This is a genomic window from Pinisolibacter sp., assembly GCF_036782435.1.
Lineage (GTDB): Bacteria > Pseudomonadota > Alphaproteobacteria > Rhizobiales > Ancalomicrobiaceae > CALBKH01.
On record NZ_DAIPZB010000038.1, the window covers coordinates 1 to 25,552 of the forward strand.

General features: G+C 69.0%; 29 protein-coding genes. 13 read left to right on the forward strand and 16 right to left on the reverse strand.

Annotation, left to right across the window (positions count from 1 at the left end):
- Positions 1 to 61 precede the first annotated feature (61 nt).
- The 5 genes from V7Q42_RS15750 to V7Q42_RS15770 all read right to left on the reverse strand — a co-directional run bounded on the left by V7Q42_RS15750 (position 62) and on the right by V7Q42_RS15770 (position 4,050).
- A complete protein-coding gene (locus tag V7Q42_RS15750) occupies positions 62 to 889 on the reverse strand; it encodes a transglutaminase family protein (protein ID WP_333825051.1) in 828 nt (275 codons plus the stop codon).
- Positions 890 to 1,071: 182 nt separating this feature from the next.
- A complete protein-coding gene (locus V7Q42_RS15755) occupies positions 1,072 to 1,794 on the reverse strand; it encodes a DUF1013 domain-containing protein (protein WP_333825052.1) in 723 nt (240 codons plus the stop codon).
- Positions 1,795 to 1,931: 137 nt separating this feature from the next.
- Entirely contained in the window at positions 1,932 to 2,930 is a 999-nt protein-coding gene (locus V7Q42_RS15760) for an NAD(P)H-quinone oxidoreductase (RefSeq protein WP_333825053.1), read from the reverse strand.
- Positions 2,931 to 2,953: 23 nt separating this feature from the next.
- Positions 2,954 to 3,430, reverse strand: a complete 477-nt coding sequence (locus V7Q42_RS15765; RefSeq protein WP_333825054.1) for a cupin domain-containing protein — start codon at positions 3,428 to 3,430, stop codon at positions 2,954 to 2,956.
- An 89-nt stretch (positions 3,431 to 3,519) separates the two neighbouring features.
- Entirely contained in the window at positions 3,520 to 4,050 is a 531-nt protein-coding gene (locus tag V7Q42_RS15770) for a dihydrofolate reductase family protein (RefSeq protein ID WP_333825055.1), read from the reverse strand.
- 127 nt (positions 4,051 to 4,177) lie between these two features.
- On the opposite strand from V7Q42_RS15770, the gene V7Q42_RS15775 reads away from it, so the two are divergent.
- Positions 4,178 to 4,369, forward strand: coding sequence for a DUF1192 domain-containing protein (locus V7Q42_RS15775; protein WP_333825056.1), 192 nt, complete (start codon positions 4,178 to 4,180; stop codon positions 4,367 to 4,369).
- A gap of 59 nt (positions 4,370 to 4,428) precedes the next feature.
- Complete coding sequence (gene recF, locus V7Q42_RS15780; RefSeq protein WP_442958217.1) at positions 4,429 to 5,577, forward strand: DNA replication/repair protein RecF; 1,149 nt, start codon at positions 4,429 to 4,431, stop codon at positions 5,575 to 5,577.
- 60 nt (positions 5,578 to 5,637) lie between these two features.
- Here the strand turns inward: recF and V7Q42_RS15785 are convergent, their stop codons facing one another.
- The gene (locus V7Q42_RS15785) at positions 5,638 to 6,084 is read right to left on the reverse strand and encodes a DUF1036 domain-containing protein (RefSeq protein WP_333825058.1); all 447 of its coding nucleotides are present in this window, start codon (positions 6,082 to 6,084) and stop codon (positions 5,638 to 5,640) included.
- A 189-nt stretch (positions 6,085 to 6,273) separates the two neighbouring features.
- On the opposite strand from V7Q42_RS15785, the gene V7Q42_RS15790 reads away from it, so the two are divergent.
- The 9 genes from V7Q42_RS15790 to V7Q42_RS15830 all read left to right on the forward strand — a co-directional run bounded on the left by V7Q42_RS15790 (position 6,274) and on the right by V7Q42_RS15830 (position 15,864).
- Positions 6,274 to 6,891 carry a LysE family translocator gene (locus V7Q42_RS15790; RefSeq protein WP_333825059.1) on the forward strand — a complete coding sequence of 206 codons (618 nt, stop codon included), beginning with the start codon at positions 6,274 to 6,276 and terminating at the stop codon, positions 6,889 to 6,891.
- 316 nt (positions 6,892 to 7,207) lie between these two features.
- The gene (gyrB, locus tag V7Q42_RS15795) at positions 7,208 to 9,646 is read left to right on the forward strand and encodes a DNA topoisomerase (ATP-hydrolyzing) subunit B (RefSeq protein ID WP_333825060.1); all 2,439 of its coding nucleotides are present in this window, start codon (positions 7,208 to 7,210) and stop codon (positions 9,644 to 9,646) included.
- Positions 9,647 to 9,669: 23 nt separating this feature from the next.
- On the forward strand, positions 9,670 to 10,017 hold the full coding sequence (locus V7Q42_RS15800; protein WP_333825061.1) for a hypothetical protein: 348 nt from the start codon (positions 9,670 to 9,672) through the stop codon (positions 10,015 to 10,017).
- A 135-nt stretch (positions 10,018 to 10,152) separates the two neighbouring features.
- The gene (locus V7Q42_RS15805) at positions 10,153 to 10,665 is read left to right on the forward strand and encodes a sigma-70 family RNA polymerase sigma factor (protein ID WP_333825062.1); all 513 of its coding nucleotides are present in this window, start codon (positions 10,153 to 10,155) and stop codon (positions 10,663 to 10,665) included.
- The gene (locus tag V7Q42_RS15810; RefSeq protein ID WP_333825063.1) at positions 10,662 to 11,483 is read left to right on the forward strand and encodes an anti-sigma factor family protein; all 822 of its coding nucleotides are present in this window, start codon (positions 10,662 to 10,664) and stop codon (positions 11,481 to 11,483) included. The genes V7Q42_RS15805 and V7Q42_RS15810 overlap by 4 nt, the downstream gene beginning before the upstream one ends.
- 116 nt (positions 11,484 to 11,599) lie before the next feature.
- Positions 11,600 to 12,982 (forward strand): MATE family efflux transporter, encoded by a 1,383-nt coding sequence (locus V7Q42_RS15815; RefSeq protein WP_333825064.1) that lies wholly within the window; start codon positions 11,600 to 11,602, stop codon positions 12,980 to 12,982.
- Positions 12,983 to 13,017: 35 nt separating this feature from the next.
- Positions 13,018 to 13,626 carry a 2-hydroxychromene-2-carboxylate isomerase gene (locus tag V7Q42_RS15820; protein WP_333825065.1) on the forward strand — a complete coding sequence of 203 codons (609 nt, stop codon included), beginning with the start codon at positions 13,018 to 13,020 and terminating at the stop codon, positions 13,624 to 13,626.
- Positions 13,627 to 13,898: 272 nt separating this feature from the next.
- Positions 13,899 to 15,380, forward strand: a complete 1,482-nt coding sequence (locus tag V7Q42_RS15825; RefSeq protein ID WP_333825066.1) for a methyl-accepting chemotaxis protein — start codon at positions 13,899 to 13,901, stop codon at positions 15,378 to 15,380.
- Between the two features lie 142 nt (positions 15,381 to 15,522).
- Positions 15,523 to 15,864: a hypothetical protein gene (locus tag V7Q42_RS15830; protein WP_333825067.1), complete on the forward strand. Its 342-nt coding sequence runs from the start codon at positions 15,523 to 15,525 to the stop codon at positions 15,862 to 15,864.
- A gap of 22 nt (positions 15,865 to 15,886) precedes the next feature.
- Here the strand turns inward: V7Q42_RS15830 and queG are convergent, their stop codons facing one another.
- From queG to V7Q42_RS15855, 5 genes are read right to left on the reverse strand one after another with little or no spacing between them, the layout of a single operon-like run.
- The gene (queG, locus tag V7Q42_RS15835) at positions 15,887 to 17,062 is read right to left on the reverse strand and encodes a tRNA epoxyqueuosine(34) reductase QueG (RefSeq protein WP_333825068.1); all 1,176 of its coding nucleotides are present in this window, start codon (positions 17,060 to 17,062) and stop codon (positions 15,887 to 15,889) included.
- A 54-nt stretch (positions 17,063 to 17,116) separates the two neighbouring features.
- Positions 17,117 to 17,566, reverse strand: a complete 450-nt coding sequence (locus tag V7Q42_RS15840) for a DUF1178 family protein (protein ID WP_333825069.1) — start codon at positions 17,564 to 17,566, stop codon at positions 17,117 to 17,119.
- Positions 17,563 to 18,411: a carbon-nitrogen hydrolase family protein gene (locus V7Q42_RS15845; protein ID WP_333825070.1), complete on the reverse strand. Its 849-nt coding sequence runs from the start codon at positions 18,409 to 18,411 to the stop codon at positions 17,563 to 17,565. The genes V7Q42_RS15840 and V7Q42_RS15845 overlap by 4 nt, the downstream gene beginning before the upstream one ends.
- Before the next feature lie 31 nt (positions 18,412 to 18,442).
- On the reverse strand, positions 18,443 to 18,712 hold the full coding sequence (gene grxC, locus V7Q42_RS15850; protein WP_333825071.1) for a glutaredoxin 3: 270 nt from the start codon (positions 18,710 to 18,712) through the stop codon (positions 18,443 to 18,445).
- Positions 18,713 to 18,762: 50 nt separating this feature from the next.
- Positions 18,763 to 19,572: a ComF family protein gene (locus tag V7Q42_RS15855; RefSeq protein WP_333825072.1), complete on the reverse strand. Its 810-nt coding sequence runs from the start codon at positions 19,570 to 19,572 to the stop codon at positions 18,763 to 18,765.
- Between the two features lie 116 nt (positions 19,573 to 19,688).
- Between V7Q42_RS15855 and V7Q42_RS15860 the strand changes: the two genes are divergently transcribed.
- A complete protein-coding gene (locus tag V7Q42_RS15860; RefSeq protein WP_333825073.1) occupies positions 19,689 to 20,618 on the forward strand; it encodes a class I SAM-dependent methyltransferase in 930 nt (309 codons plus the stop codon).
- A gap of 16 nt (positions 20,619 to 20,634) precedes the next feature.
- Here V7Q42_RS15860 and V7Q42_RS15865 read toward each other — a convergent pair whose 3' ends face one another.
- From V7Q42_RS15865 to V7Q42_RS15880, 4 genes are all read right to left on the reverse strand, one after another.
- On the reverse strand, positions 20,635 to 20,838 hold the full coding sequence (locus V7Q42_RS15865) for a Flp family type IVb pilin (protein ID WP_333825074.1): 204 nt from the start codon (positions 20,836 to 20,838) through the stop codon (positions 20,635 to 20,637).
- A 28-nt stretch (positions 20,839 to 20,866) separates the two neighbouring features.
- Entirely contained in the window at positions 20,867 to 21,265 is a 399-nt protein-coding gene (locus V7Q42_RS15870; RefSeq protein WP_333825075.1) for a (deoxy)nucleoside triphosphate pyrophosphohydrolase, read from the reverse strand.
- 2 nt (positions 21,266 to 21,267) lie between these two features.
- Positions 21,268 to 22,509 carry a bifunctional glutamate N-acetyltransferase/amino-acid acetyltransferase ArgJ gene (gene argJ / locus V7Q42_RS15875; protein ID WP_333825076.1) on the reverse strand — a complete coding sequence of 414 codons (1,242 nt, stop codon included), beginning with the start codon at positions 22,507 to 22,509 and terminating at the stop codon, positions 21,268 to 21,270.
- Positions 22,510 to 22,649: 140 nt separating this feature from the next.
- Positions 22,650 to 23,648, reverse strand: coding sequence for a DMT family transporter (locus V7Q42_RS15880; protein ID WP_333825077.1), 999 nt, complete (start codon positions 23,646 to 23,648; stop codon positions 22,650 to 22,652).
- Between the two features lie 125 nt (positions 23,649 to 23,773).
- On the opposite strand from V7Q42_RS15880, the gene V7Q42_RS15885 reads away from it, so the two are divergent.
- On the forward strand, positions 23,774 to 24,397 hold the full coding sequence (locus tag V7Q42_RS15885) for a TetR/AcrR family transcriptional regulator (RefSeq protein WP_333825078.1): 624 nt from the start codon (positions 23,774 to 23,776) through the stop codon (positions 24,395 to 24,397).
- Between the two features lie 60 nt (positions 24,398 to 24,457).
- On the opposite strand, the gene V7Q42_RS15890 is transcribed toward V7Q42_RS15885, so the two are convergent.
- Positions 24,458 to 25,282 carry a peptidylprolyl isomerase gene (locus V7Q42_RS15890; RefSeq protein WP_333825079.1) on the reverse strand — a complete coding sequence of 275 codons (825 nt, stop codon included), beginning with the start codon at positions 25,280 to 25,282 and terminating at the stop codon, positions 24,458 to 24,460.
- Positions 25,283 to 25,552 lie beyond the last annotated feature (270 nt).

Sequence of the window (25,552 nt, forward strand, 5' to 3'; positions counted from 1 at the left end):
CATTAAACGCATCAAATCAACATGATGGTCCAACCGCGCACAGGTCTCATGAGACAGGCTCTCAGCTCGCCTCGATCTCGACCGTGTAGTCGAGCGTCGACGTCACCCCGTCGCCGAAGAAGCCGCCTTCGATCGGCATCGTGCCGATCTGATCGGGCGCCGCCGACAGCGCCACGTGGCCGTCGCCGACCGCCACCCCGTGGGTCGGATCGAAGCCGTGCCAACCCGATCCCGGCACGTACACCTCCGGCCAGGCGTGCAGGTGGCGTCGCCCGTCCGGTGTCTCGGCGCGCGCCTGATAGCCCGAGACGAAGCGCGCCGGAATGCCCAGCGCCCGCGCCGCCGCCATGAACAACACCGTCACGTCGCGACACGCGCCACGCCCGACCGCCAACGTGTAGGCCGCACTCTGGGCGTGCCCGTCCGGCCGGATGTGACGATCGGTGCGGGTGAAGAGCGTCCGCGTGAGGCGCTCCAGAAACGCCTCCGCCCGCCAGCCGCTCGCCGCGGCGAGCGCCGCGGCGAAGGCGCGGACCTCGTCGTCGATGCCGTGATCGACCACGAAGGGCGCCGTCACCGCGTCCCCGTCGGTCGACCACGGCAGAGCCGGCGTATCGGCCGCGATCCGCGGCGACACCGTGGTCGTTTCGAGATCGAAACGGCTCACGATGCGGAAGAGGTCGGTCGGGCGATCGAAAGTGAGGTGGGTGACGAGGTTGCCGAAGGCGTCGTGTGTCTCCGTCCGCGTCGTCGGATGCGGCTCGACGCCGATCACCTGCCGCCGCATCACCACGCCCTCGGGCCGCGGCGCCAGACGCAGAAGATGATCGCCCAGCCCGACCGGAGCGGAATACCGATAGATCGTCTCGTGACGGACCGAGAACCGCATCGCGTCGACGTCCCCCGCCCCTGCTCACCACGTCCCGCTCGTCGAGATCGTGTCCCCCCAGGAGACCGCGATCGGGTCCTCCGGTCCAGCCCTCGGCTGCCCGAATGCTGGGCGCGTCTCTCGGAAACGGAAACGGGCGGGGTCGCCCCCCGCCCGTTCCGTGTTTCCCGCCGAAGCGAAGATCACTCTTCGTCTTCCGCCGGCTCCGGCCCCTTGAGGCTCTTGAGCTTGGCGAAGATCTTGTCGGCATCGAGTTCGTCTTCCTGGGTACGACCGCCGGAACCGTAGGCGCCGTGTTCGTCGAGCGGACGCACGCTCTCCTCGACCGGCAGCAGCGTCGCCGCACCCGGCTCGCCCGCCTCGCGGACCGGCATGCCCTTCGCCGCCTTCTCCACCTCGAGGTCGAGCTCGAGCTGCGAGGTCAGACCCAGCGTCACCGGGTCCATCGGCGCGAGGTTGGCGGCGTTCCAGTGGGTACGCTCGCGGATCTGCTGGATCGTCGTCTTGGTCGTGCCGACCAGACGCATGATCGCCGCGTCCTTGAGTTCGGGGTGGTTGCGCAGCAGCCACAGGATGGCGTTCGGCCGATCGTGGCGGCGCGACACCGGCGTGTAGCGCGGACCGCGACGCTTGGCCTCCGGCACCCGCACCTTCGGGTCGGCGAGCTTGAGGCGATGCGCCGGATCCTTGACGGCCTTGTCGATCTCGTCGCGGGTCAGCTGGCCGGTCATGATCGGGTCGAGACCCTTGATGCCCTGCGCCGCTTCACCGTCGGCGATCGCCTTCACCTCGAGCGGATGCAGCCGGCAGAAGGCGGCGATCTGGTCGAAGGACAGCGCGGTGTTCTCCACCAGCCAGACGGCGGTGGCCTTGGGCATCAGGGGCGTATTGGTCGGCGTCGCCATGAGATGGACCTTCCTCGTGGCCTCTCTCGGCCGGCGGGCGCGGGAGAGGGCGTGTCGTACGCGACATGAAACGGAGATGACGCCTCATAGCAGATCGGGCCGTGCGTCGCAATTCCGCCGTGGAACCGACCGCGCCCTCACACCGTCAGCACGATCTTGCCGATGTGCGCGTTGGTCTCCATACGGGCATGGGCCTGCGCCGCTTCCCTCAACTGGAAGGTCGAATCGACCACGATCTTCACCTTTCCCGCTTCGATCGCCGGCCAGACCTTCTCGACCAGCGCCTCGGCGATCGCCGCCTTGAAGCCGACGTCGCGGGCACGCAAAGTCGAGCCGGTGTGGACCAGCCGCTTCATCATGATGCGGCCGAAGTTCACCGTCGCCTTCGGCCCGCGCAGGAAGGCGATCTGGACGATTCGGCCCTCGACCGCTGCCGCCTCGTGATTGCGCTCGATGTAGTCGCCGCCGACCATGTCGAGGATCACATCGGCGCCGTGGCCCTTCGTGAAATCCTTGACCTCCTTGACGAAGTCCTGTTCGCGATAGTCGATGGCGAGGTCCGCGCCGAGCTCGCGGCACCGCGCGCATTTCTCCGCCCCACCGGCGGTGGCGATCACCGTCGCGCCGAAGGTCTTGGCGAGTTGGATCGCCGTGACGCCGATGCCGGATGTGCCACCGTGGACGAGGAAGACGTCGCCCGGCTTCAGCCCGCCGCGATCGAAGACGTTCGACCACACCGTGAAGAACGTCTCCGGGATCGCCGCCGCTTCGATCGGGCTCAGACCCTTCGGCACCGGCAGCGCGTTGGCTTCCGCGACGACGGCATATTCGGCATAACCACCGCCCGGCACCAGCGCCGTGACCTTCGCCCCGAGCGAAAACCGCGACGCTCCCTCGCCGAGCCCGACCACTTCGCCGGCGAATTCGAGGCCGGGGATGTCGGAGGCGCCCTTCGGCGGCGGATAACCGCCCTGGCGCTGCAGCACGTCGGGCCGATTGACCCCGGCCGCCGCGACCTTCACCAGGATCTCGCCGGGACCGGGCACCGGCAGCGGCCGGGTCTCGGCGACGAGCGCCTCCGGCCCGCCCGGCGCGGGGATGGCGATGACGGTCATGGTGGCGGGAAGGGCGGTCATGATGCGATCTCCTGCGGCCGCCGTCAGTACGGCGACCCGTCCTTGTGGGTGAAGACGTAGCGGCCGTCGTCGAGCATGCGGCCCGCGAGGTCGTCGTCCGGATAGGTCGCCACCTCTCCCGGCGTACGATCGCCGACGACGAGAAGCAGCACGTCGGCGTCGCTCTCGTTGAAGAAATGATGGGCGTCGGTCGAACCGGCCGGAAAGCCGGCACAGGTGCCCGCCGGCATCATCTGACGCCCGGCGTCGGTCACCATCACCGCCTCTCCCTCCAGCACGTAGACGAATTCGTCCTGCTTCAGATGCGAATGGCGCACCGACGACTGCCCGCCCGGCTCGATCCGGGTGAGGACGACGCCGAAGTTGGTGAGGCCGGCGTGATCGCCGAGCCGCCGGTTCCAGCGCTTCGTCACCAACGCGGCGAAGGGCTCGGGATAGCGTGTGGCGTTGGTCTCGGCGACGTCGAAGGGATCGAAGGCGGGCGACTTCGGAGCGGCCATGGCGGGAACCTCCCGGTGAGGGATCGGACGGCGAGGCTAACGCGCCGTCGCCGACCTGTCACCGCCTCGTTCGAGGCGCCGCGGCCACGTCAGCCATGCGCCGGCGTGACGGTGTGGACCATCTCGACCACGCCGTTTGCATGGGTGACCGACCGCTCCAGCGTCGCCGCCCACCGCCGTGTCCCCGACTTCCACAGCGGCGTCCCCGACCCCAGAATCACCGGGATCACGAAGGTCGTGAGCCGGCGAACCAACCCTGCGTCGAGAAAGGCGCGGATCGGTCCGCCGCCGCCCACCACCCAGATCCGCCGGAGCCCGGCGCGCTCCAGGTCGTAGGCGATCTCCACCGCCGTGCGGTCGTCGAAGACGGCGAGCCCGTCGTCGTCGATCCGTCCCGATTTCGTCATGACCATCGTCGCCTTGCCGCGATAGGGCCACTCGGCCGCGCGCCGGCACTCCCGATAGGTGGCCGCCCCCATCACCAGCGCATCGATACGCCCGTAGAAGGTGTCGTAGCCGTAGTCGCAGGCATCGTACGGCGCGAGCCAGCCGATCGAGCCCTCGGCGTCGGCGATGCAACCGTCGAGCGAATGGGCGATGTAGACGGCGACCTCGGGCATCGGCTTCCTCCCCCTCGCGACGGCTCCACGACGGCCGTCGTCGGCGCTCCTATGCCGCCGGCTCCACCGGTTCTATACTCGAATCATGGCGACCGACGATGGTCGCGAAACGATCGGATGCACCGCCATGGTCTTCGTCGACGACGACCGCCCGAAGAAGAAGCTCGCCCACGAGATCGGCCAGGACGTCTCGCTCGTCTCCGAAGGCGAACTCGAGGAGCGCATCGCGCTGCTCCAGGGCGAGATCGAGCGCCTGCGTGGCGAGGTCGCCAAGCGTCGCGCCTCGCGCTCCGCCGCCGACGCGGTCTTCAAACTGTGACGCCGCCGCTCGCCGCGACCGCGCCCGAAACGCCGCCCGCCGCCCAGGCCGGCCGTGCCGTGCCGCGCGTCGCGGTGACCGAACTGAAACTCGGCGAATTCCGCAACTACGCCGGCCTTTCCGTCGCCACCGACGGCCGCCACGTCGTGCTCGCCGGCGAGAACGGTGCCGGCAAGACCAACGTGCTCGAGGCGCTGTCGCTGCTCTCCCCCGGCCGCGGCCTGCGCCGCGCCCGCCTCGACGAGATGGCCCGCCTCGGCAGCCCCGGCGCCTGGACGGTGTTCGCCCGCCTCGACGGCCCCGACGGCGCGATACGGATCGGCACCGGTAGCGAGGCGCGCGGTGACGAGGAGGCTCTCGTCCGCCGCGTCCGCATCGACGGCGAGCCGGCGCGCTCCGCCGACGATCTGCTCGATCACGTCCGGGTGCTGTGGCTCACCCCGGCGATGGACGGGCTCTTCACCGGCCCGGCCGCCGAGCGGCGGCGCTTCCTCGACCGCCTGGTCCTCGCCCTCTCGCCCGCCCACGGCGCCCATGTGAGCGCCTTCGAGAAGGCGATGCGCGGCCGCAACCGGCTGCTCGAGGACGACCGGCTCGATCTCGACTGGTTGGAGGCGATCGAAGCGCAGATGGCCGAACTCGGCGTGGCGATCTCGCTGTCGCGGGTCGAGACCGTCGCCTGCCTCGAGCGCCTCATCGCCGCCACCCGCGCCGATGCCCCCTTCCCGCACGCCGAATTGGCGCTCGAGGGCGAGATCGAGGCGCTCGTCGCCGCCGGCGGACCCGCGGCCGACGCCGAAGACGTCTACCGCGCCCGACTGCGTGACGGCCGCCGCCGCGACAAAGCCGCCGGCCGCACCCTCGACGGGCCGCACCGCGCCGACCTCGTCGTCCATCATGGGCCGAAGGCCATGCCGGCCCACCTCTCCTCGACCGGCGAGCAGAAGGCGCTGCTTCTCGGCCTCGTCCTGGCGCATGCCCGCCTCGTCGGCGAGACCTGCGGTCGCGCGCCCCTCCTCCTCCTCGACGAGGTCGCCGCCCATCTCGACCCGCGCCGCCGCGCCGAGCTCTTCGACGTCGTCGAGGCGCTCGGCTCGCAGTGCTGGATGACCGGCACCGATGCCTCCGCCTTCGCCGCACTCGGCGAGCGGGCGGAGCTGTTCGAGGTGACGGGAGGCGCGGTGCGACGTGGCGGACCGGCGGCGTGAGACGCGTTCGGGCCGCTCGACACGATCAGCGAGGTTCGCCACCCGCCGGAAGCCTTCACCTCACGGATTGAGCGTCCACTGCCAATTGGCGGTACGGATGTCCTGATGGCTGAACTTGCGCAGCAGGTCGGCGGTGCACCGGTAGTTCGTCAGATTGATGCGCTTGAACGGGCCGGGGCTCTCGACGCAGAGGTTGACGTCGCCCTTGCCCCAACGCGTCCCGCCCGCGGTGGCGTGCATGTAGAAGTGCCCGCGCGGATAGGTGCCGATCTTTCGGCAGCGACCCGCGGCGACCCGCCACCAGCCGGAAACGACGAATTCCTTCGACCCCGGCGCGAGCCGCGACGAGACCGCCACCGACGCCTCGCGGGGCGCGCGATTGCAGACGCTGAAGGCGAACATGCTCTCGCCCGTCCCGGCCGCCTCCGGTTCCAAGGCCGACGCCTCACCCGACAGCAACACGCCCGCGACGAACGACGCCGCCAACCACATTTCGACCGATTTCATCGTTCTCTCCCCCCCGACGAGACGAAAGCGGATCTCGGTTCGAGCACCCGCACCTAAGTAGAATAACGAAGTCTCGATCGCCGGCCATCCCTGTCGATTCGACGGATGCCCGGCCGCCACCATCGTCATCTTGCCTTCCCCGCCCCGTTCGCTCAGGATGTCGCCTCCCCACCTCTGGACCCGAGCCCCATGGAACCCGCCACGCTCCTCGCCTTCACCGTCGCCCTGACCATCGCCGCGATCGTGCCCGGTCCGGGCATGACGGCGCTCGTCGCCCGTGCGTTGGCAGTGGGGTTCTGGGGCACAATGCCGATGGTGCTCGGCCTGATCATGGGCGATATGATCTTCCTCACCTGCGCCGCCCTCGGCCTCGCCGCGCTCGCCGCCACCTTCTCGACCGTCTTCACCGTGGTGAAGTTCGCCGGCGCCGCCTATCTCATCTGGCTCGCATGGCAGCTGTGGACGGCGACGCCCCATGCCGACGTGGTCGAAGCGTCGCGCCGTCCCGAACACTCGGCGTGGCGGGTGGCGCTCGCCGGCCTGACCCTCACCCTCGGCAATCCCAAGACCATCGTCTTCTACATGGCCCTTCTGCCGACCGTCGTGGACCTCGCGGCGCTGACCCCGCTCGGCTTCGTCGAGATGGCGGTGATCGTCTTCCTCGACCTGCTGGTCGTCGGCGCCGCCTATGCCGCCATGGCGGCGCGCGCCCGCCGCTTCTTCCGCGATCCCAAGGCCCGCCGCCTGCTCGACCGCACGGCGGGAACGATGATGGCCGGCGCGGCGGTAGCCGTGGCGGCGCGGTAGACACGAGCATCGCGCCCCGCCGCGCCGAAACCGCAGGATCGAGCGGCGGTGGCCGTGGCGGCGCGGTGAAGCGAGGTTTCGCGGGACGCACCCGCCGAAATGCGGCCCCTCGCCGCTCACCCGCAGCGCTTCGGCTGGCCGAATGGCGCGAATCGCCCTCACCGACGCTCCGCGGCCCATTTCGCGCAGGCTGCAACCCACTGATTGAAAAGCCTCTTTTTGGCCCGTCCGGGAAGCTTTGCGCCCACGCGCGCGCGCCTGTATGTAGACGGCCTCGCGATATGCGCGACAGACGATGGAAAGCGACCCCCGGCCCATGAGCGACATCCACGACGAAGGCACCCCGAGGAACGGCGCGGACGGCTACGGCGCCGACTCGATCAAGGTGCTGAAGGGCCTCGACGCGGTCCGCAAGCGGCCGGGCATGTACATCGGCGACACCGACGACGGCTCGGGCCTGCATCACATGGTCTACGAGGTCGTCGACAACGCCATCGACGAGGCGCTGGCCGGCTGGGCGAGCGAGGTCTTCGTACGGCTCAACGCCGATGGCTCGGTCACGGTACGCGACGACGGCCGCGGTATCCCCACCGACATCCACCCGGAAGAGGGCGTGTCGGCAGCCAACGTCATCATGACCCAGCTCCACGCCGGCGGTAAGTTCGACCAGAACTCCTACAAGGTCTCCGGCGGCCTGCACGGCGTCGGCGTCTCCGTGGTGAACGCCCTGTCGACGACGCTCGATCTGACGATCTGGCGCGACGACAAGGAGCACACCATGCGCTTCCGTCACGGCGTGCCGGACGAGGACCTGAAGCTCGTCGGCCCGGCCCCGGGCAAGCGCGGCACGGAAGTGACCTTCCTGCCCTCGCCCGAGACCTTCACCAAGACCGACTTCGATTTCGCCACGCTGGAGCACCGCCTGCGCGAGCTCGCCTTCCTCAACTCGGGCGTCAACATCACCCTCGAAGACCGCCGCGGCGTCGAGCCCCACGTGGTGAAGATGCACTACGAGGGCGGCCTCATCGAGTTCGTGAAGTATCTCGACCGGATGAAGAAGCAGGCGCTCGCCGAACCGGTCTACATGAAGGCGGAGAAGGACGGCATCACCGTCGAATGCGCTCTGTGGTGGAACGACAGCTATCACGAGCAGACGCTCTGCTTCACCAACAACATCCCGCAGCGTGACGGCGGCACCCATCTCGCCGGCTTCCGCGGCGCGTTGACCCGCCAGATCACCGGCTATGCGGATTCCTCCGGCCTGATGAAGAAGGAGAAGGTGACGCTCTCCGGCGAAGATTGCCGCGAAGGCCTGACCTGCGTCCTCTCGGTCAAGGTGCCCGACCCCAAGTTCTCCTCCCAGACCAAGGACAAGCTGGTCTCCTCAGAGGTTCGCCCGGTCGTCGAGAACACCTTGAACGAGGCGCTCGGCACCTGGCTCGAGGAACATCCGAGCGAAGCCAAGAGCGTCGTCGGCAAGGTGGTCGAGGCCGCCGCCGCCCGTGAGGCCGCCCGCCGCGCCCGCGAACTGACCCGCCGCAAGGGCGTCCTCGACGTCGCCTCGCTACCCGGCAAGCTCGCCGACTGTTCGGAGAAGGATCCCGCGAAGTCGGAACTCTTCATCGTCGAGGGTGACTCGGCCGGCGGCTCCGCCAAGCAGGGCCGCAACCGCGAGAACCAGGCGGTGCTGCCGCTGCGCGGCAAGATCCTCAACGTCGAGCGCGCCCGCTTCGACAAGATGCTGTCCTCGGAGCAGATCGGCACGTTGATCACCGCACTCGGCACCGGCATCGGCACCGACGAGTTCAACATCGACAAGATCCGCTACCACAAGATCATCATCATGACCGACGCCGACGTCGACGGCGCCCACATCCGCACCCTGCTCCTGACCTTCTTCTATCGGCAGATGCCGGAGCTGATCGAGCGCGGCTATCTCTACATCGCCCAGCCGCCGCTCTACAAAGTGACCCGCGGCAAGTCCGAGCAGTATCTCAAGGACCAGAAGGCCTTCGAGGACTACCTCGTCGACCAGGGCCTCGAGGACACCCGCCTCGTCCTCGGCAACGGCGAGGAACTCGCCGGCGCCGACCTGAAGGCCATCGTCGAGGAGGCGCGCATCATCCGCGCCTCGCTCGACAACCTCCACCACCGCTACCTGCCGCGCATCGTCGAGCAGGCCGCCATCTGCGGCGCCCTCGACAAGGAGATCCTCGACGACGCCGAACGCGCCGAGAAGGTCGCCGCGGCGCTCGCCATCCGTCTCGACGCCCTCGCCGACGAGTTCGAGAAGGGCTGGAGCGGCCATGTCGGCGAGGACGGCGGCATCGTGATGAAGCGGACGCTGCGCGGCGTCACCGAGACCCGCATCCTCGATGCCGGCCTCATCGCCTCCGCCGACGCCCGCAAGATCGACGCCCATGGCGACCGGCTCGAGGAGATCTTCGCCTCCGCCGCCACCCTGCGCCGCAAGGAGACCGCGACCATCGTCCACGGGCCGAACGACCTGCTCGACGCGGTCTACGCCCAGGGCCGCAAGGGCATCGCCATGCAGCGCTACAAGGGCCTCGGCGAGATGAACCCCGGCCAGCTGTGGGAGACCACCCTCGACCCGGACATCCGTTCGCTCCTCCAGGTCAAGATCCGCGAGGCCGACGACGCCGGCGAGATCTTCGCCCGCCTGATGGGCGACGAGGTCGAACCGCGCCGCGACTTCATCCAGGAGAACGCCCTCGCCGCCAACCTCGACGCGTGAGACCGAGCACCGTGAGACGAACGATGATCCGTGCTCTTCTCGTCGCTGTCCCGCTGCTCGCCGTGGCTCCGGCGAAGGCGGCGGGGACCGTCGAGATCCCCATCCCACGCAGCATGGCCGGCGACAAGGGTAAGTATTACCTCCTGCGCTCCGAGAAGATCGGCACCATCGTCCGCACCCTGCACAAGCGGGTCGGCGTCGATGCCACCGGCTATACGAAGGCCGAGACCGATTGCGCATCGATGAAGATGCGTGAACTCGGCTACAGCGAGGACTCTCCGGAGGCGATCCGCGAGTCGCCGGGCCACTGGTTCGAACTGGTGCCCGGCTCCAGCAAAGGCGACCTCGCCGCCTTCGTGTGCCGCCGCTGACATGATCCTCCATCGCCGATGGATTTTCTCGAGCCCGCGGGAATGATCCTGCGGGTTTTCGCGTATGTATCGACAGACACGGATCGGCGGTCTCCGTCTCCGCCGAACGTTTTTCCTGTTCCCGACGAGGCCCCCATGGCGTCGGACGACACCACCGCCCTCCTCGAACGGCAGATCCCGGCGCTGCGTCGCTTCGCCTGGGCGCTGACCCGCGACGACGAAGCGGCCGACGATCTCGTCCAGGACTGCCTCGAGCGGGCGCTGACCCGCTGGTCGCTGCGCCGTCCCGACGTCGATCCGCGCCCCTGGCTCTTCACCATCCTGCGCAATCTCCACGTCGACGGGCTGCGCCGCCGGCACGGGCGCGGCGCCGAGGTGGAGTGGAACGAGGACACCGACGTGGCGACCACCGACGGCGTCGACGGCACTCTCGAGCTGCGCGACACGCTCGCCGCCCTCGACCTCCTGCCGGAGGAGCAGAAGACCCTGCTGCTGCTCGTCGGCGTCGAGGACCTCTCCTACCAGGAAGCGGCGCGCGTCCTCGATCTGCCGGTCGGCACCGTCATGTCGCGGCTCGCCCGCGGTCGCAAACGCCTGCGTTCGATCCTGGAGACCGGACGTCCCTCGTTCCTGCGGAGAGTGAAATGACCGGGACCGAGATTCCCGTCGGCGAAGACGACCTGCAAGCGGCGATCGACGGCCGCCTGACGCCGGAGCGCCGCGCCGCGGTCGACGCCTTCCTCGCCGATCACCCCGACGTCGCCGAACGGGTCGCCGACGACATCCGTCTGCGCGACGTTCTGCGCGCCCGCTTGGCGGCGAAACATGCCGAGCCGATCCCCGCCCGCCTGCGTATCGCCACCCTGCGCGCCGCCCGCCGTGCCCGCCTCCTCGCGCATGCCCGGACGATCGCCGCGGCCCTCGTCCTCTTCGTCACCGGCGCCGGCGCCGGCGCGCTCGCCACCCGCACCCTCGCGCCGACGCCCGACGTCGTCGCGCACGTCTCCGCCCCGGCGGTCGGCGTCGCCGCCGATGCCGGCGCCGCCCATCGCACCTTCGTCGTCGAGGTCGCCCATCCGGTCGAGGTCGACGCCTCGCACGAGGCGCATCTGATGCAGTGGCTGTCGAAACGCCTCGGCCGCAAACTCGCCGCCCCCGACCTCTCCCGCTTCGGCTGGCGGCTGATGGGCGGACGCCTGTTGTCGGTGGAGACGGGCGCCGCGGCGCAGCTCATGTACGAGGATACGGACGGCCGCCGGCTGACCGTCTTCGTCCGGGCGAGTATCGGCGAGGAGACCGCCTTCCGCTTCCGCCGCGACGGCGAAACCTCGACCTTCGCCTGGATCGACCGCGGCTTCGGCTTCGCCGTCACCGCCGCCGCCGACCGCGAACGCCTGCTTCCCGTGGCCGAAGCGGTCTATCACGGTTTCGAGGAGACACCCGCACCGGCGAGCGGCCGCGGGTGAGCCGCGCGTGGAAGGGCTTGCTCGGATCGCGGTTACCGCCTAACCGGGTGTGAGGCGGCGCGGCACACGGACCGGGCGGCCCGCGCCCCGCCGCCGACCTCCGCCCGGCTCCTTCGATGTCCTCCGCCCTCTGGCGTCGCGAAACCTACGAGACGTTCCGTCTCGCTTGGCCGATGATCGTCGCGCAGCTCGCCCAGATGGCGCTGCCGACGACCGACATTCTGTTGCTCGGTGGCCTCGGACCGGAGGCGGTGGCCTCGGGCGCCCTCGCGGTCAACCTCTACAACACCTTCATGCTCTTCGGCGTCGGCATCATGTCGGCCACGGTGCCGATGGTCGCCCGCCAGCGTGGGCACATGCGCCATTCGGTCAAGGATCTGCGCCGCACCGTGCAGCAGGCGCTGTGGGTGGCGGTGTCGATCGCCCTGCCGATGTGGGCGGTCCTGTGGAACGGCGAGGCGATCTTCCACCTGCTCGGCCAGGATCCCGAACTGTCGCGCCGCGGCGCGGCGTTCCTGCGCATCATGATGTGGGGGCTCCTGCCGTTCTTCGGCTTCGTCGCCCTCCGCTCCTTCATCGCCGCGCTGGAACGGCCGGCCTGGACGCTGATCGTCGGCGTCTCGGCCGTCCCGATCAACGCCGTCCTCGGTTGGGCGCTGATCCACGGCCGCTTCGGCCTGCCGACGCTCGGGGCGAACGGCGCCGCCTTCGCCACCGCCCTCACCATGGGCTTCCTCTTCGCCGGCCTCGTCGTCGTCCTCGTCACCGAGCGCCGCTTCCGCCGCTACCGGCTGTTCGGCGACCTCTTCCGCGCCGATTGGCAACGTTGGCGCGACGTCTGGCGTCTCGGCCTGCCGATCGCGCTGATGATCGTCTTCGAGACCTCGATCTTCAACGCCGCCGGCTTCCTCGTCGGCCTGATCGGCACCGCGCCGCTCGCCGCCCACGCCGTCACCCTGCAGATCGCCGCCACCGCCTTCATGGTGCCCTTCGGCCTCGCCCAGGCGGTCACCGTCCGCGTCGGCCTCGCCTACGGCCGCGGCGACGACCGAGCCATGGCGCTCGCCGGCTGGACCTCGTGGTGGCTGACGGTGGCGATCATGTGCGGCACCGCCGCGCTCTTCACCCTCGCCCCCGATCTGCTGCTCGGCGCCTTCCTCGACCGCGCCGACCCGAAGAACGCCGAGACCTTGGCCCTCGGCCGGGCCTATCTCGCGGTCGCCGCCCTGTTCCAGATCGTCGACGGCATCCAGGCGACCGCCGCCGGCATGCTGCGCGGCCGTCACGACACCCGCGTGCCGATGATCATGGCGCTCGCCGGCTACTGGGGCGTCGGCCTGACCGGCTCGATCGTCCTCGCCTTCCCTCTCGGCCTCGAAGGCGTCGGCGTCTGGCTCGGCCTCGCCCTCGGCCTCGGCGCCGTGGCGATCCTGCTGACCTTGCGCTGGATCGTCCTGTCCCGCCGCCCGAGCCCCCTCTCGACGCCCGCGGCGCGATGATCGATCATCGCCGTCCGCTACGGACGGAGGGGCCGATGCCGCGGTTGTCGTTCTGGTTCGAATTCGCCTCGACCTATTCCTACCTCTCCGCCCTGCGCATCGAGGCCATGGCGGCGGAAAAGGGCGTCGCGATCGATTGGCATCCCTTCCTGCTCGGCCCGATCTTCCGTGCCCAGGGTTGGGAGACCTCGCCCTTCAATATCTACCCGGCCAAGGGCCGCTACATGGTGCGCGACATCGGGCGCATCGCCGCCGCCCGCGGCCTGTCCTTCCGCATGCCCGAGACCTTCCCGCAGAACGGCCTCGCCGCCGCCCGCCTCGCCACCGTCGGCGCCCGCGACGGCTGGGTCGCCCCCTTCGTCCGCGCCGTCTACACCGCCGAATTCGCCGACGGACGCGACATCTCCGACGAAGCCGTCCTCGCCGACCTTCTCGCCGACATCGGCATCGACCCCACCGCCGCCTTCGCCGCCGCCGGCTCACCCGAGATCAAGAACCGCCTGCGCACCGAGACCGCGACCGCCGAACGCCTCGGCATCTTCGGCGCGCCGAGCTTCGTCACCGCCGACGGCGAACTCTACTGGGGAGACGACCGGCTGGAAGCAGCCCTCGCCGACACGGTTTCCGGGCCGTCCGCAAATTAGTTCTTCGAAGGCTACGTTGACGCTACGACATTCCCGCGCGTCCCCGTACTTTCTGTGTGCATTGGTCTCGAACGAGGGCGACCACTCCTACACGATCTGGCATATCGGACGATACGTAGTTGAATTAAGAATATAACAATTGATTTAGGCTGCTGTTAACTTTCATCCCACAGTCTTGCCGTATGAGCCTGGATATCCTCCCGTTCGGAAGCTCGCAAAGATCAGTGCAGTTCGTCACACCATCCGAAGAACTGTCCGTCGAGGTTTCGATCATGAGCTTCTTCTCTTCAACCCGAGAGACCCGTGCCAAGCTCGCCGCGCTCGACAAGTCGCAGGCGATCATCGAGTTCGAGATGGACGGGACGATCGTCACCGCCAACAAGAACTTCCTCGGTGCCTTGGGCTATTCGCTGGAAGAGATCCGCGGCAAACATCATTCGATGTTCGTCGAGCCGTCCCATCGTGACAGCGCCGAATACCGCGCCTTCTGGGAAGATCTTCGTCGCGGCACCTATCGCGCCGCCGAATACAAGCGCATCGGCAAAGGCGGCAAGGAGATCTGGATCCAGGCCTCCTACAATCCGCTCCTCGGCCGCGACGGCAAGCCGTTCAAGGTGGTGAAATTCGCCACCGACATCACCGCCGAGAAGCTGAAGAGCGCCGAGTACCAGGGCCAGATCGCCGCCATCGACAAGGCTCAGGCGGTCATCTCCTTCGAACTCGACGGCACCATCCTCGACGCCAACCAGAATTTCCTGAACGCGGTCGGCTATCGGATCGAAGAGATCCGTGGCCAGCATCACCGCATGTTCATCGAGCCCGCTCATCGCGAGAGCGCCGACTATCGCGCCTTCTGGGACGCCTTGCGTCGCGGTGAATATCGCGCCGCCGAATACAAACGTATCGGCAAGGACGGCCGGGAGATCTGGATCCAGGCCTCCTACAACCCGATCTTGGACATGTCGGGGCGCCCCTTCAAAGTGGTGAAGTTCGCCACCGACATCACTGCACAGGTGAAGGACCGCCAACACCGTATCGAAATGCAGAAGGGCATCGACGCCGAACTCGGAGCGATCACCACCTCCGTCTCCCAGGCGAGCGAGCAGGCGACGAGCGCCGCCTCGGCGTCCACCCAGACCTCGTCGAATGTCCAGGCCGTCGCCTCGGGCGCCGAAGAACTCGCCCATTCGGTCTCCGAGATCAGCCGTCAGGTGGTCCACGCTCTCGAGATCACCAACGGCGCGGTGAGCCAGGCCGAGCACACCAACACCACCATCACCACGCTGCTCGCCGCCACCCAGAAGATCGGCGAGGTGGTCGACCTGATCAATTCGATCGCGGCGCAGACCAATCTTCTCGCCCTCAACGCCACCATCGAGGCGGCGCGCGCCGGCGAGGCCGGACGCGGTTTCGCCGTGGTCGCATCGGAGGTGAAGAACCTCGCCACCCAGACCTCCAAGGCGACCGAGGAGATCGGCGCCCAGATCGCCGAGGTTCAGTCGACCACCAAGGAAGCGGTCGGCGCCATCTCCGGCATCTCCCAGACCATCGGCCGAATCAACGAGATCTCCACCAGCATCGCCTCCGCGGTCGAGGAGCAGGAAGCGGTGACCCGCGACATGTCCGCCAACATGCAGGTGGCGGCGGAAGGCGTTGAGACCATCACCCGCGGCATGAACGAGATCGCCACCGCCACACGTCGCGTCGACGACGCCACCCGCAAGGTCAAGGAAGCCTCGCGCGCCCTGGCCTGACGCCGTTCGAAGACGATTGTTCGGCGACCGCCGTCCTCGCCGGGACGGCGGTCGTCTGGTCTCCAAGTTCGATCGGCCGTTCCACCCCGATCGCAACATGCTCTAACATTCCGCCTCGCCACGTCGGCGAGGGGGTCACGTCATGCGCTTCACCGTTCGCACCGTTCTTCTGCTCGTGGTCTCGGCCACACCGGCGGTCGCCGCCGAAACCATCGTCGGACGCTGGGGCGAAAGCCGTGAAGTGTGCTCCGGCGCCATGGCCGTCGACGTGAAGCCGATGGGATTGTCGTCGGAGGAAATGTCCTGCGAGTTCACCGACGTCTCGCGCGTCGGCGACGTCGTGACCTGGAAGGGCCGCTGCTTCGTCCGCGAGGAACCGCCGCGCAAGGAGACGGTGGTCGCCACTCTCCATCCGGACCGCAGCCTCACGATCTTCTTCCATGGCTCGGGCGCGAACATCCAGGACCTGCGGCGCTGCCGTTGATCGGCCGTTCCGGCCTCCGGGATCAGCGGCGATCGAAGCCGACCGCCGCCCACTCGGCCAGAACCTCCGGGTCGGTCTCGGCACGCCCGTGGGCCTCGAAGAGCCGTGCCGCGTCCGCGCCGGCGAGCCGTCCGGCCGCCCATACGGCCGCGCCGCGCACCACGGCCGCCTCGTCGCAGAGCCGCCGTTCGACCGCCGGCAGCAACCCCGGATCTCCGGAATTACCGATGGCGATCAGCACGTTGCGGACGAAGCGATCACGCCCGGTGCGCTTGATCGGCGACCCGGCGAAGCGCACCCGGAACGCCGCATCGTCCAGTTCGACGAGATCGGCGAGCGGCGGATCGACGAGATCCGGCCGCGCCACCAGCTTGGCCTCGCGCGCCGCCACCGCGAACTTGTTCCACGGACAGACGGCGAGGCAATCGTCGCAGCCGTAGATCCGGTTGGCCATGGCGGCGCGGAACTCGACCGGGATCGGTCCGGCGTGCTCGATCGTCAGATAGGAGATGCAGCGCCGCGCATCGAGCTGGTGGGGGACGGGAAAGGCGTCGGTCGGGCAGGCGTCGAGACAGGCCCGGCACGAGCCGCAATGCGACCGCTCCGCCGCGTCCGCCGTCAGACCGAGCGTCGTGTAGATCACCCCGAGGAAGAACCAGCCGCCGATCCGCCGCGACACCGCCAGCGTGTTCTTGCCCTGCCAGGCGATGCCGGCCGCAGCGGCGAGCGGTTTCTCCATCACCGGCGCGGTATCGACGAAGACCTTGACGTCACCGTCGACGCCGGCCCGCCGCGCCTCGCCGACGAGGCCGCCGGCGAGTTCCTTGAGCTTGCCCTTGACCACGTCGTGGTAGTCGCGATTGCGGGCATAGGCCGAGATCACACCGCGCTCCGGTGATGCCGGCCCGGCGAGCGCGTCTCCTTGCGGCCCGTAGTCGAAGGCGACGACGACGATCGAGCGAACCTCGGGCCACAGCCCGCGAGGGGCCGCACGCCACTCGGTCCGCTCCGCCATCCAGCCCATCGAGGCGTGATGGCCCGCCGCCAGAAAGCCCTGGAGATCGCCGGCGAGATCGGGAACCCGCTCCGGTGTCGTCACCCCGAGCGCCGAGAAGCCGAGCCGCGCCGCTTCCGCGTCGAGCCGACGACGCAGACGGGCGGCGATGCGATCGGATGGGGCGCAGGCCTCGGCGGTCATCGGGACGCGTCCTCCCAGGAAAGACCGCGCGGCGAGACGGAAAAGTTCGCCGGCTCAGTTTCGCTCTTCCGGCAGCACCGGCAGCGGCTGGAACTCGACGCCCTCTTCGGTGAGCTCGGTCACTTCCTCTTTCGTCGCCTCGCCGTATATGCCCTGATGCTCGACCTCGCCGTGGTGCATCTTCCGGGCTTCTTCCGCGAACTTGTCGCCGACGTAGGTGGCGTTCTCCGTCACCTTCTTGCGGATCTCGCGCATCGCCTCCAGCATCATCTTCTGCGCCGGGTCGGGCATCATCACCGCCTGACGCTTCGAGGCTTCCTCGCGCTCGTCCTTGGCCTTGGCCGACTGGACGTTCGGCGCCATCAACCCGCGCGACACCGAGGTCGAACCGCAGACGGGACAGGAGACGAAGCCCCGCGCCGCCTGGCCGTCGAAGTCGCCGGAGGAGCGGAACCAGCCCTCGAACGTGTGCTCGGCCTCGCAGACCAGCGTGTAGTGGATCACGACTCGGCCCTCCCGACGCTGGTGAGCCGATAGGGCCGATCGTGCGAGAGTGCCGGAACCCGGCCGCGCACCGCCGCCACTTCGTCGGTGTCGATCTCGGCGAAGATCAGCCCCGGCTCCACCCCGCCCTCGGCGACGATCCTGCCCCACGGGTCGATGATCAACGAATGGCCGAAGGTCTCCCGGCCGTTCTCGTGCAGTCCCGTCTGCGCCGCCGCGAGCACCCATGAGCCGTTCTCGATGGCGCGGGCGCGCAGCAGCGTGTGCCAGTGCGCCTCGCCCGTCGGCCGGGTGAAGGCCGCCGGCACGGTCAGCACCTCGGCGCCGCCGTCCTTGGCGAGGCTGCGGAAGAGATGCGGGAAGCGCAGGTCGTAGCAGATCGCGATGCCGAACCGCGCGAAGGGCAGATCGACGGTCACCGCCTCGTCGCCGGCGACGTAACGCGCGCTCTCGCGATAGACCTCGCCGTTCGCCAGTTGCACGTCGAAGAGATGGATCTTGTCGTAGCGCGCCGCGATCTCGCCGGTCGGCGCGATCACGAAGGCGCGGTTCGCCGCCTTGGCGCCGTCGCCGACCTTGATCGCCAGACTGCCGATGTGGAGATGGATGCCGAGCTCGCGTGCCAGGGCCCGGCCGTGCGCCAGCGTCGCGTCGCCCGCCTCGTCGGTCAGCGTCGCGAACAGCCGCTGCGGGTCCTCGTCCATGATCCCGGTGGTCTCCGGCGTCTGGACGTAGACCGCCCCGCCCGCCGCCGCCGCGCGCACCAGCTGGTCCATCGTCGCGATGTTGTCGGCGACGGAACGCGAAGAGGTCATCTGGACCAGAGCGGCGCGGAACTTGGACATCGATCCTCCGATAGCGCGGGTTCGCCGAAGCTCAACCGGCCCGACCGGCGAGCAGCGGATCGAGCCCGCCGGCGTCGTCGAGATCGTGCAGGTCGTCGCAGCCGCCGACATGGGTCTCGCCGACGAAGATCTGCGGGAAGGTGCTGCGTCCCGAGACCTTCATCATCTCGGCGCGATAGGACGGGTCGACGCTGGCGTTGCGCTCTTCGAAGGCGACGCCCTTCTCGCGCAGCAGCGCCTTGGCGGCGGTGCAGTAGCCGCAGTAGTCGCGGGTGTAGATCAACACACGGGGATCGGCCATGAGGTCCTCGTTCAGCACGCGCGCGACGGCGCGCCGTCGGTTCCGGCCGTTCATATCGTGATCGGACCGCCCGGAGCAACCCGCGCGAAGGTGAGCACGTCGACGCGGGACGCCCCGGCCCGCTTCAATGCCCGGGTCGCGGCGGTCGCCGTCGCGCCGGTGGTCAGCACGTCGTCGACCAATACCACCCTTCGCCCCTCGACCGCACCGCGCTGCGCCGGCGCCACCCGGAAGGCGCCGCGCACGTTCTCCTCGCGCTCGCGCTCGCCGAGCCCGACCTGCGGCCGCGTCGCCCGCACGCGGAGGAGGGCCGTGAGCGCCACCGGCACGCCGGTGATCCGGCCGACCTCGAGCGCGATCGCCGCCGCCTGGTTGAACCGCCGCGTCCACAGGCGACGCCGATGCAGCGGCATCGGCACGATCACCTCCGCCTCCCCCGTCAGGTCCCGCCCCGCCCGCGCCGTCATGCGGCCGATGAGCCGGGCGAGTTCGGTGCGGTCGTGATACTTGAGCCCTTGCACGATCTCTCGTGCCACCTCGTCGTAGAGAACCGCGGCGCGCGCCCGATCGAAGACCGGTGGATCGGCGATCGCCTCCGCCGACAGCGCCCCCTCGCCGATGTCGTAGCCGAAAGGAATGCCGAGGCGCTCGCAATAGGGCCGCTCGATCGGCCGGAGCCGCGACCAACAGCCGGCGCAGAGCCCGTGTGGTGTCGCCACCGGCTCGCGGCAGGCCATGCACACCGGCGGTAACGCCAGATCGACGAGGCGCCGGACGACCTCGCGGCCGAGGTCGCGCGAGCCGGCGAAGAGCCGCCGCAGCGCCCCTACGCTCTCGCTCTCGACCTCGCCGTCGCGCATCGTCCGCTCCACTCGTCCGCGTGACGATACTCTCTCCACACGCGATACACGAGGGAGCACCTTCGATCTCGGCCACACCTTTGACCTCGACCGCGTCGCGTGCGAAGGGAGCGGCGATGACCGGAACCGCCGCCCCCCGCCTCTTCGACCGCGCCCTGCTCGCCGCACGCCGTGCCCGCGCCCGAGCGCGACCGCGCGACGGCGCCGACTTCCTTCTCACCCGCGCCATCGACGATCTCGACGACCGCCTGCTTCCCGTCCTGCGCCGCTTTCCCCGCGCCGTCGACCTCGGCCTCGCCGCGGGCCGCGCCGCCGAGGCCGTACGCCGTCTCGACAAGGCCGACGAGGTGCGGGTCGCCGCGCTCGATCCCGGCGGCCACGCCGATCTCGTCGTCGACGAGGAGGCGCTGCCTTTCCCGCCGGCGAGCCTCGACCTGGTGATCTCGATGCTGTCGTTGCAGTTCGTCGACGATCTGCCCGGTACGCTGATCCAGATCCGCCGCGCCCTGGCCCCCGACGGCCTTCTGCTCGCCGCTCTCCTCGGCGGCGAAACCTTGCGCGAACTGCGCGAAGCGCTCTCCGATGCCGAGGTGGAACTGACCGGCGGCCTGTCGCCGCGGGTGATCCCCTTCGTCGGCGTCCGCGATCTCGGCTCTCTGCTGCAACGCGCCGGCTTCGCCCTGCCGGTCACCGACTCGGACCGCTTCACCGTGCGCTATCGCTCGATGTTCGACCTGATCGCCGATCTGCGCGCCATGGGCGCCACCAATCCGCTCGTCGACCGCTCGCGCCGCCCGACGTCGCGCCGCCTCTTCCTGCGCGCCGCCGAGATCTATGCCGAACGCTTCTCCGACCCCGATGGTCGCCTGCGCGCCACCTTCGAGATCGTCTCGGCCTCCGGCTGGGCGCCGCACGAGAGCCAGCAGAAGCCGGCGAAACCGGGCAGCGCCACCGTCCGCCTCGCCGACGCCCTGAAGGCACGCAGCTTCCCCGACGATGTCGCGGTGACGAAGACGCCGCCCGACGAGGGCGGCGGTGCCGGATGACGGTGTCCCGGCGCGATCAGCGCAGATAGGAATTGATCGTGTTGGCGAAGGCGTTCCACTTGTCGGCGACGCCGGTTCCGGTCGCCGACAGCGACGCGATGATGGCGAGCGAGACGAGCGTGCCGACGAGCCCGTATTCCATCGACGTGGAACCGGCATCGTCGCTCATCAGGGCGCGGGTCGTGGCGCGAAGCCTCTCGATCCTGGTCGTGATGCCCATGCCTCGTGGTCTCTCTCGGTCGATCCGATCAGATGAGATCGATCAGATGAGGTATCAAAGGTTCGTCCGCCGGTGGCATCGGAAAGTCTCGCAGTTTCGTCGGGCGGACCCATTTGAGGGCCTGTCCTTCGCGTCCGCGAACCGTTCCCGTCCACCTACGGCAGACGTAGAGTGGCATCAGGAGATGAAAATCTTCATAACGATGACTGGCGAAGGTGAGCGGTGCCAAGCACGGTTCCTTGACGTCGATCCCGAGTTCTTCGTGGAGTTCACGGATCAGCGTCGCCTCCGGGCTCTCCCCCGGCTCGATCTTGCCACCGGGGAATTCCCACAATCCCGCCATGGACTTGCCCTCCGGGCGCTGCGCCAGCAGCACCCGCCCGTCGGTGTCGATCAGGGCGACGGCGGCGACCAGGACGATCTTCATCCTCAGCTCCGGTAATCGCCGTTGATCGCCACGTATTCCTTGGTGAGATCGCAGGTGTAGACGGTGTCGGACGCCGTCCCGAGGCCGATCTCGACCTTCACGACGATGTGATCGCGCTTCATGTAGTCCGACGCGACCGCTTCCGAATAGGCCGGATCGCGTTCACCTTCGACCGCGACGCGAGTGTCGCCGAACCAGATCGCCAGCCGATCGCGCTCCGCCGGCTCGCCCGCCTTGCCCACCGCCATGACGATGCGGCCCCAGTTGGCGTCCTCGCCGGCGCAGGCGGTCTTCACCAGCGGCGAATTGGCGATCGACATGGCGATGCGCCGCGCCGACGCCTTGGAGACCGCGCCTTCGACCCTCACCTCGACGAACTTGCGCGCCCCCTCGCCATCCTTGGCGACCCACTGGGCGAGTTCCAGCGTGAGGCTCTCCAGCGCCGCCCGGAAATCGACGAGCGCCGGATCCTCGGCCACCGTCACCGGCGTCTGGCCGCGCTCGGCCGCCTTGGCCGTCGCGAACAGCAGCACCGTGTCCGAGGTCGAGGTGTCGCCGTCGATGGTGGTGGCGTTGTAGCTGTCGACCACCGCCGCGGAGATCAGGGCCTGCAGCGCCGACGCCTCGATCGCCGCGTCGGTGAAGAGGAAGGAGAGCATGGTCGCCATGTCGGGGGCGATCATGCCGGCGCCCTTGGCGATGCCGACCAACATCACCTCGACGCCGCCGATCTTCGCCGTGCGGGTCGCCACCTTCGGGAAGGTGTCGGTGGTCATGATGGCGCGCGCCGCGTCGATCCACGGCCCCTCGGCCACCCGCGTCGCCGTCTCGTCGAGCACACCTTCGAACTTGCGCGGGTCGAGCGGCTCGCCGATGACCCCGGTCGAGGCGAGGAAGACCTCGGACGGCGCACATCCCGCGACCTTCGCCGCGATGTCGGCGGTGACGCGAACCGTCTCGACGCCCTTCTTTCCGGTGAAGGCGTTGGCGTTGCCGGAGTTGACCACCAGCGCCCGCGCCCGACCCTGCGCCAGGTTGGCCCGGCACCAGTCGACCGGCGCCGACGGGCACTTCGAGGTGGTGAAGACGCCGGCGACCCGCGTGCCCTCGTCGAACAGGGCGAGGAACACGTCGGTGCGGTTCTTGTACTTGATCCCGGCTTCCGCCGTGGCGAAGCGAACACCGGGCACCACCGGGGTCGCGGGATGGGACTTGGGCGCGAGCGGCGAGACCGCGTGGGACATACGAGCCTCCGAAGGGCGTTCGATCGACGCCCGAGGCTTTAGCTTCCTTTTCCGGACCACTCAAGGCGCGACCGCTCCGCGACCCGCCCACGAGCGGGACGTCGGCGCGACCGACGTCGGACGCCCGCGGCCTCCGCCCCTCACAGAACGATCGCCACGCCGACCAGAGCCACCGCGCCGCCGACGAGATGGAAGGCTCTGATCTCCTCACCGAGCAGCCCCCAGGCGAGACCGGCGACGATCACCGGCAGGAGATTGAGGAACAGCGTCGCCCGCGCCGCCCCGAGCCGCCGGATGCCGACGATCCAGAACACCGGCGCCAGCAACGATGCCGCGATCGCCGCATAGAGGATCAGCGGCAGGTTCGCCCAGGTCGGCGGTGACACCGGCGAGGCGATCCAGAACGGCAGGATGAAGAGCGTCCCGAAGCCGATCTGGACATAGAGCTGCTGCCAGGAGGTCAGCGGCGTCGTCCAACGCTTGATCAGGACGCCATAGAGCGCGTTCGAGAAGACGGCGACCAGCATCAGCCCGTCACCGTAGCCGATGCCCGCCTCGAGCAGCCGGGACGGATCGCCCGAGGTCACCAGCACCATCAGCCCGACCGCCGATACGCCCACCCCGGCGATCCGCCGCGCCGTCGGCGCCTCACCCGCGAGGAGCCCCGCCAGCAACACCGCCATCAACGGCATCGTCGAAACGATGACGCCCATGTTGATCGCCGTCGTCGTCTTCGCCGCCTCGTAGGCGAGCCCCTGATAGAGCGCCATGCCGAGAACCCCGAGCGCCGCCAACTTCGTCCAGTTGTCGCGCACCGTCTCGCGTCGTCGCCACACCGCCGGGAGGAGAAACGGCGTCAGCACGGCGAAGGCGAGGAGCCATCGATAGAAGGCCATCGACGCCGGTTCGACGACGCCGGCCGCGCTACGGGTGACGATGGTGTTGCCCGCCCACAGGCAGACGGTGGCCAAGGGAGCCATCACCGCCAACGGCGCCAGCCGAGCCCCGAGCGTCATGGCGGCCCCGGACACCACCTCCGCCTCCGGGGCGATCGTCGCGGGCCTCTCCTCGGTCGCCTGTGCGGTCGGCGACGGAGGGACGGTCGGGGTGGCGCCGTCGGCGGCCTGCGACATCTTCATCGGTGTCGATCCTCAAATGAAACGTGACGTTTCGTTTTGTTTAAGGTGACACCATCGTCATGTCAACGGACCTCGGATAGAATTCGTCACCCGAGACGAATCCGCTTTCCCTCGAGCCCTCGAAGATGATCGACCGCGACGCCGACCCCACCACCCCGAGACGCCGATCGGCCGGTCCGCAGCGCTCGACCGCGAGTCACGAAGCGATCCTCGCCGCCGCCGACGAATTGCTCGCCGAGTCGGGTCCGGCCGGTGTCACCTTCGAGGCGGTCGCCCGCCGCGCCAAGGCCGGCAAGCCGACGCTCTATCGCTGGTGGCCGAACAAGATCGCCCTGCTGCTCGAGCTCTACGACCGCCACAAGGACCGGGTGATCGTCGCCCCGAACCACGGCGACTTCCGCGCCGACCTCGTCGACCTCACCCGCAGCCTGTGGTCTTTCTGGCGCGGTTCGCCGGCGGGAGCCGCCTTCGCCGCCATCATCGCCGAGGCCCAGTCCTCGCCCGAGACCCGGCGCAGCCTCGCCGACCACTTCGCCGATGAAGGTCGCAGCGCGCGCAATGTCCTCGATCAGGCGATCGAGAGGGCGATCGACCGGGGTCAACTCCCCCCCGGCAGCGACGTTCGGCGGGTGCGCGAGGCGATCATGGCGGTGAACTGGTTCCACCTGCTGTGTGACCGGCTCGACGACGATCGGGTCGTCCCGGCGGTCGACCTGCTGGTCGACGGCCTGTCGGCGTGCCGAGAATGACGAAGGGGCGGACCATCGGCCCGCCCCTCGCATCCTTTTCCGGCTCGATCGCCTCCCGGCTCACTTCGCCTTGAGCGCGGCCTCGTCGATCTCGACCTTGGTGGCCGCCTTCAGTTCGGCGAGCATCTTGGAGAAGGTCTCGCCGATCAGCGCCTGCTTGACCTGATCGCGCACGTCGTCGAGCGACGGGATCGGCTGCTTGCGCTTCTCCTCGACCTTGATGACGTGGTAGCCGAACTGGCTCTTCACCGGCGTCTTGGTCGTTTCGCCGACCGCCAGCGCCTTCACCGCCGTCTCGAACTCGGGAACCATCTCGCCGGCGCCGAAGAAGCCGAGATCGCCACCCTGGGCGCCCGAACCCGGATCCTGCGACTTCTCCTTGGCGATGGCGGCGAAGTCACCGCCCTTGGCGAGATCGGCGATGATCGCCTTGGCCTCGTCCTCGGTCTTCACCAGGATGTGACGCGCGCGGGTCTCTTCCGGCGGATCGAAGGACTTGGCGTCGTGGTCGTAACGCGCCTTGATGGCGTCCTCGGTGACCGCCGGCTCGACCTTGGCCTTGAGGTACTCGGCGATCAGCAACTGCGAACGCACCTGCTCCAGCCGCGACTTGAAGGCCTCGCCCTGATCGAGGCCGGCCTTGGCGGCCGCGGCGGCGACGATCCGCATGTCGATCAGCCGATCGAGCACGGCCCGCTTGCGCGCCTCTTCGGGGAGCTGCGCCAGCTGCGCGGCGAGCGCGGTGGAGGCGGCGGCGACATCCTTGTCGGTGATCGGCTGGCCGCCGACCCGAGCGAGAACCTTGTCCTCGGCCTGCGCCGCGAAGGGGGCGGCGAGCCCGACGAGGAGAGCGACGGTCGCGGCGATCCTGCGGTGTCCGTTCATGTGCGAATGCGTCCTTCTACGGGAGTAACGGCGATCGACCGGATCGGCGCGGAACCCGAACCGAACCTCCTCGCGCGAGGGGCGGTCGGGCGGCCGACAGGTAGACCGCCGCTTGTGGCGAAGCTGTGACCGTCGCGAGCGGGCCGTCCTCCCTTCGCGCGGAATCGCGCGCGAGTGTTTCGGCCTCGCGCGGAATCGCGCGCGACTTTGGCCCCTTCCGCCGCCGTTGACAACCGCCGGACCCACTCTTATCTGTCCCGAGCCGCCTCG

Coding starts and splice junctions, on each gene's coding strand:
- V7Q42_RS15750 (WP_333825051.1), bottom strand. CDS start 889: ATGCGGTTCTCGGTCCGTCACGAGACGATCTATCGGTATTCCGCTCCG.
- V7Q42_RS15775 (WP_333825056.1), top strand. CDS start 4,178: ATGGTCTTCGTCGACGACGACCGCCCGAAGAAGAAGCTCGCCCACGAG.
- V7Q42_RS15790 (WP_333825059.1), top strand. CDS start 6,274: ATGGAACCCGCCACGCTCCTCGCCTTCACCGTCGCCCTGACCATCGCC.
- V7Q42_RS15830 (WP_333825067.1), top strand. CDS start 15,523: ATGCGCTTCACCGTTCGCACCGTTCTTCTGCTCGTGGTCTCGGCCACA.
- V7Q42_RS15765 (WP_333825054.1), bottom strand. CDS start 3,430: ATGGCCGCTCCGAAGTCGCCCGCCTTCGATCCCTTCGACGTCGCCGAG.
- argJ (WP_333825076.1), bottom strand. CDS start 22,509: ATGTCCCACGCGGTCTCGCCGCTCGCGCCCAAGTCCCATCCCGCGACC.
- V7Q42_RS15800 (WP_333825061.1), top strand. CDS start 9,670: ATGATCCGTGCTCTTCTCGTCGCTGTCCCGCTGCTCGCCGTGGCTCCG.
- V7Q42_RS15820 (WP_333825065.1), top strand. CDS start 13,018: ATGCCGCGGTTGTCGTTCTGGTTCGAATTCGCCTCGACCTATTCCTAC.
- V7Q42_RS15885 (WP_333825078.1), top strand. CDS start 23,774: ATGATCGACCGCGACGCCGACCCCACCACCCCGAGACGCCGATCGGCC.
- V7Q42_RS15860 (WP_333825073.1), top strand. CDS start 19,689: ATGACCGGAACCGCCGCCCCCCGCCTCTTCGACCGCGCCCTGCTCGCC.
- V7Q42_RS15865 (WP_333825074.1), bottom strand. CDS start 20,838: ATGGGCATCACGACCAGGATCGAGAGGCTTCGCGCCACGACCCGCGCC.
- V7Q42_RS15810 (WP_333825063.1), top strand. CDS start 10,662: ATGACCGGGACCGAGATTCCCGTCGGCGAAGACGACCTGCAAGCGGCG.
- V7Q42_RS15770 (WP_333825055.1), bottom strand. CDS start 4,050: ATGCCCGAGGTCGCCGTCTACATCGCCCATTCGCTCGACGGTTGCATC.
- queG (WP_333825068.1), bottom strand. CDS start 17,062: ATGACCGCCGAGGCCTGCGCCCCATCCGATCGCATCGCCGCCCGTCTG.
- V7Q42_RS15815 (WP_333825064.1), top strand. CDS start 11,600: ATGTCCTCCGCCCTCTGGCGTCGCGAAACCTACGAGACGTTCCGTCTC.
- V7Q42_RS15805 (WP_333825062.1), top strand. CDS start 10,153: ATGGCGTCGGACGACACCACCGCCCTCCTCGAACGGCAGATCCCGGCG.
- V7Q42_RS15880 (WP_333825077.1), bottom strand. CDS start 23,648: ATGAAGATGTCGCAGGCCGCCGACGGCGCCACCCCGACCGTCCCTCCG.
- V7Q42_RS15870 (WP_333825075.1), bottom strand. CDS start 21,265: ATGAAGATCGTCCTGGTCGCCGCCGTCGCCCTGATCGACACCGACGGG.
- V7Q42_RS15890 (WP_333825079.1), bottom strand. CDS start 25,282: ATGAACGGACACCGCAGGATCGCCGCGACCGTCGCTCTCCTCGTCGGG.
- V7Q42_RS15760 (WP_333825053.1), bottom strand. CDS start 2,930: ATGACCGCCCTTCCCGCCACCATGACCGTCATCGCCATCCCCGCGCCG.
- grxC (WP_333825071.1), bottom strand. CDS start 18,712: ATGGCCGATCCCCGTGTGTTGATCTACACCCGCGACTACTGCGGCTAC.
- V7Q42_RS15855 (WP_333825072.1), bottom strand. CDS start 19,572: ATGCGCGACGGCGAGGTCGAGAGCGAGAGCGTAGGGGCGCTGCGGCGG.
- V7Q42_RS15825 (WP_333825066.1), top strand. CDS start 13,899: ATGAGCTTCTTCTCTTCAACCCGAGAGACCCGTGCCAAGCTCGCCGCG.
- V7Q42_RS15785 (WP_333825058.1), bottom strand. CDS start 6,084: ATGAAATCGGTCGAAATGTGGTTGGCGGCGTCGTTCGTCGCGGGCGTG.
- V7Q42_RS15845 (WP_333825070.1), bottom strand. CDS start 18,411: ATGTCCAAGTTCCGCGCCGCTCTGGTCCAGATGACCTCTTCGCGTTCC.
- gyrB (WP_333825060.1), top strand. CDS start 7,208: ATGAGCGACATCCACGACGAAGGCACCCCGAGGAACGGCGCGGACGGC.
- V7Q42_RS15755 (WP_333825052.1), bottom strand. CDS start 1,794: ATGGCGACGCCGACCAATACGCCCCTGATGCCCAAGGCCACCGCCGTC.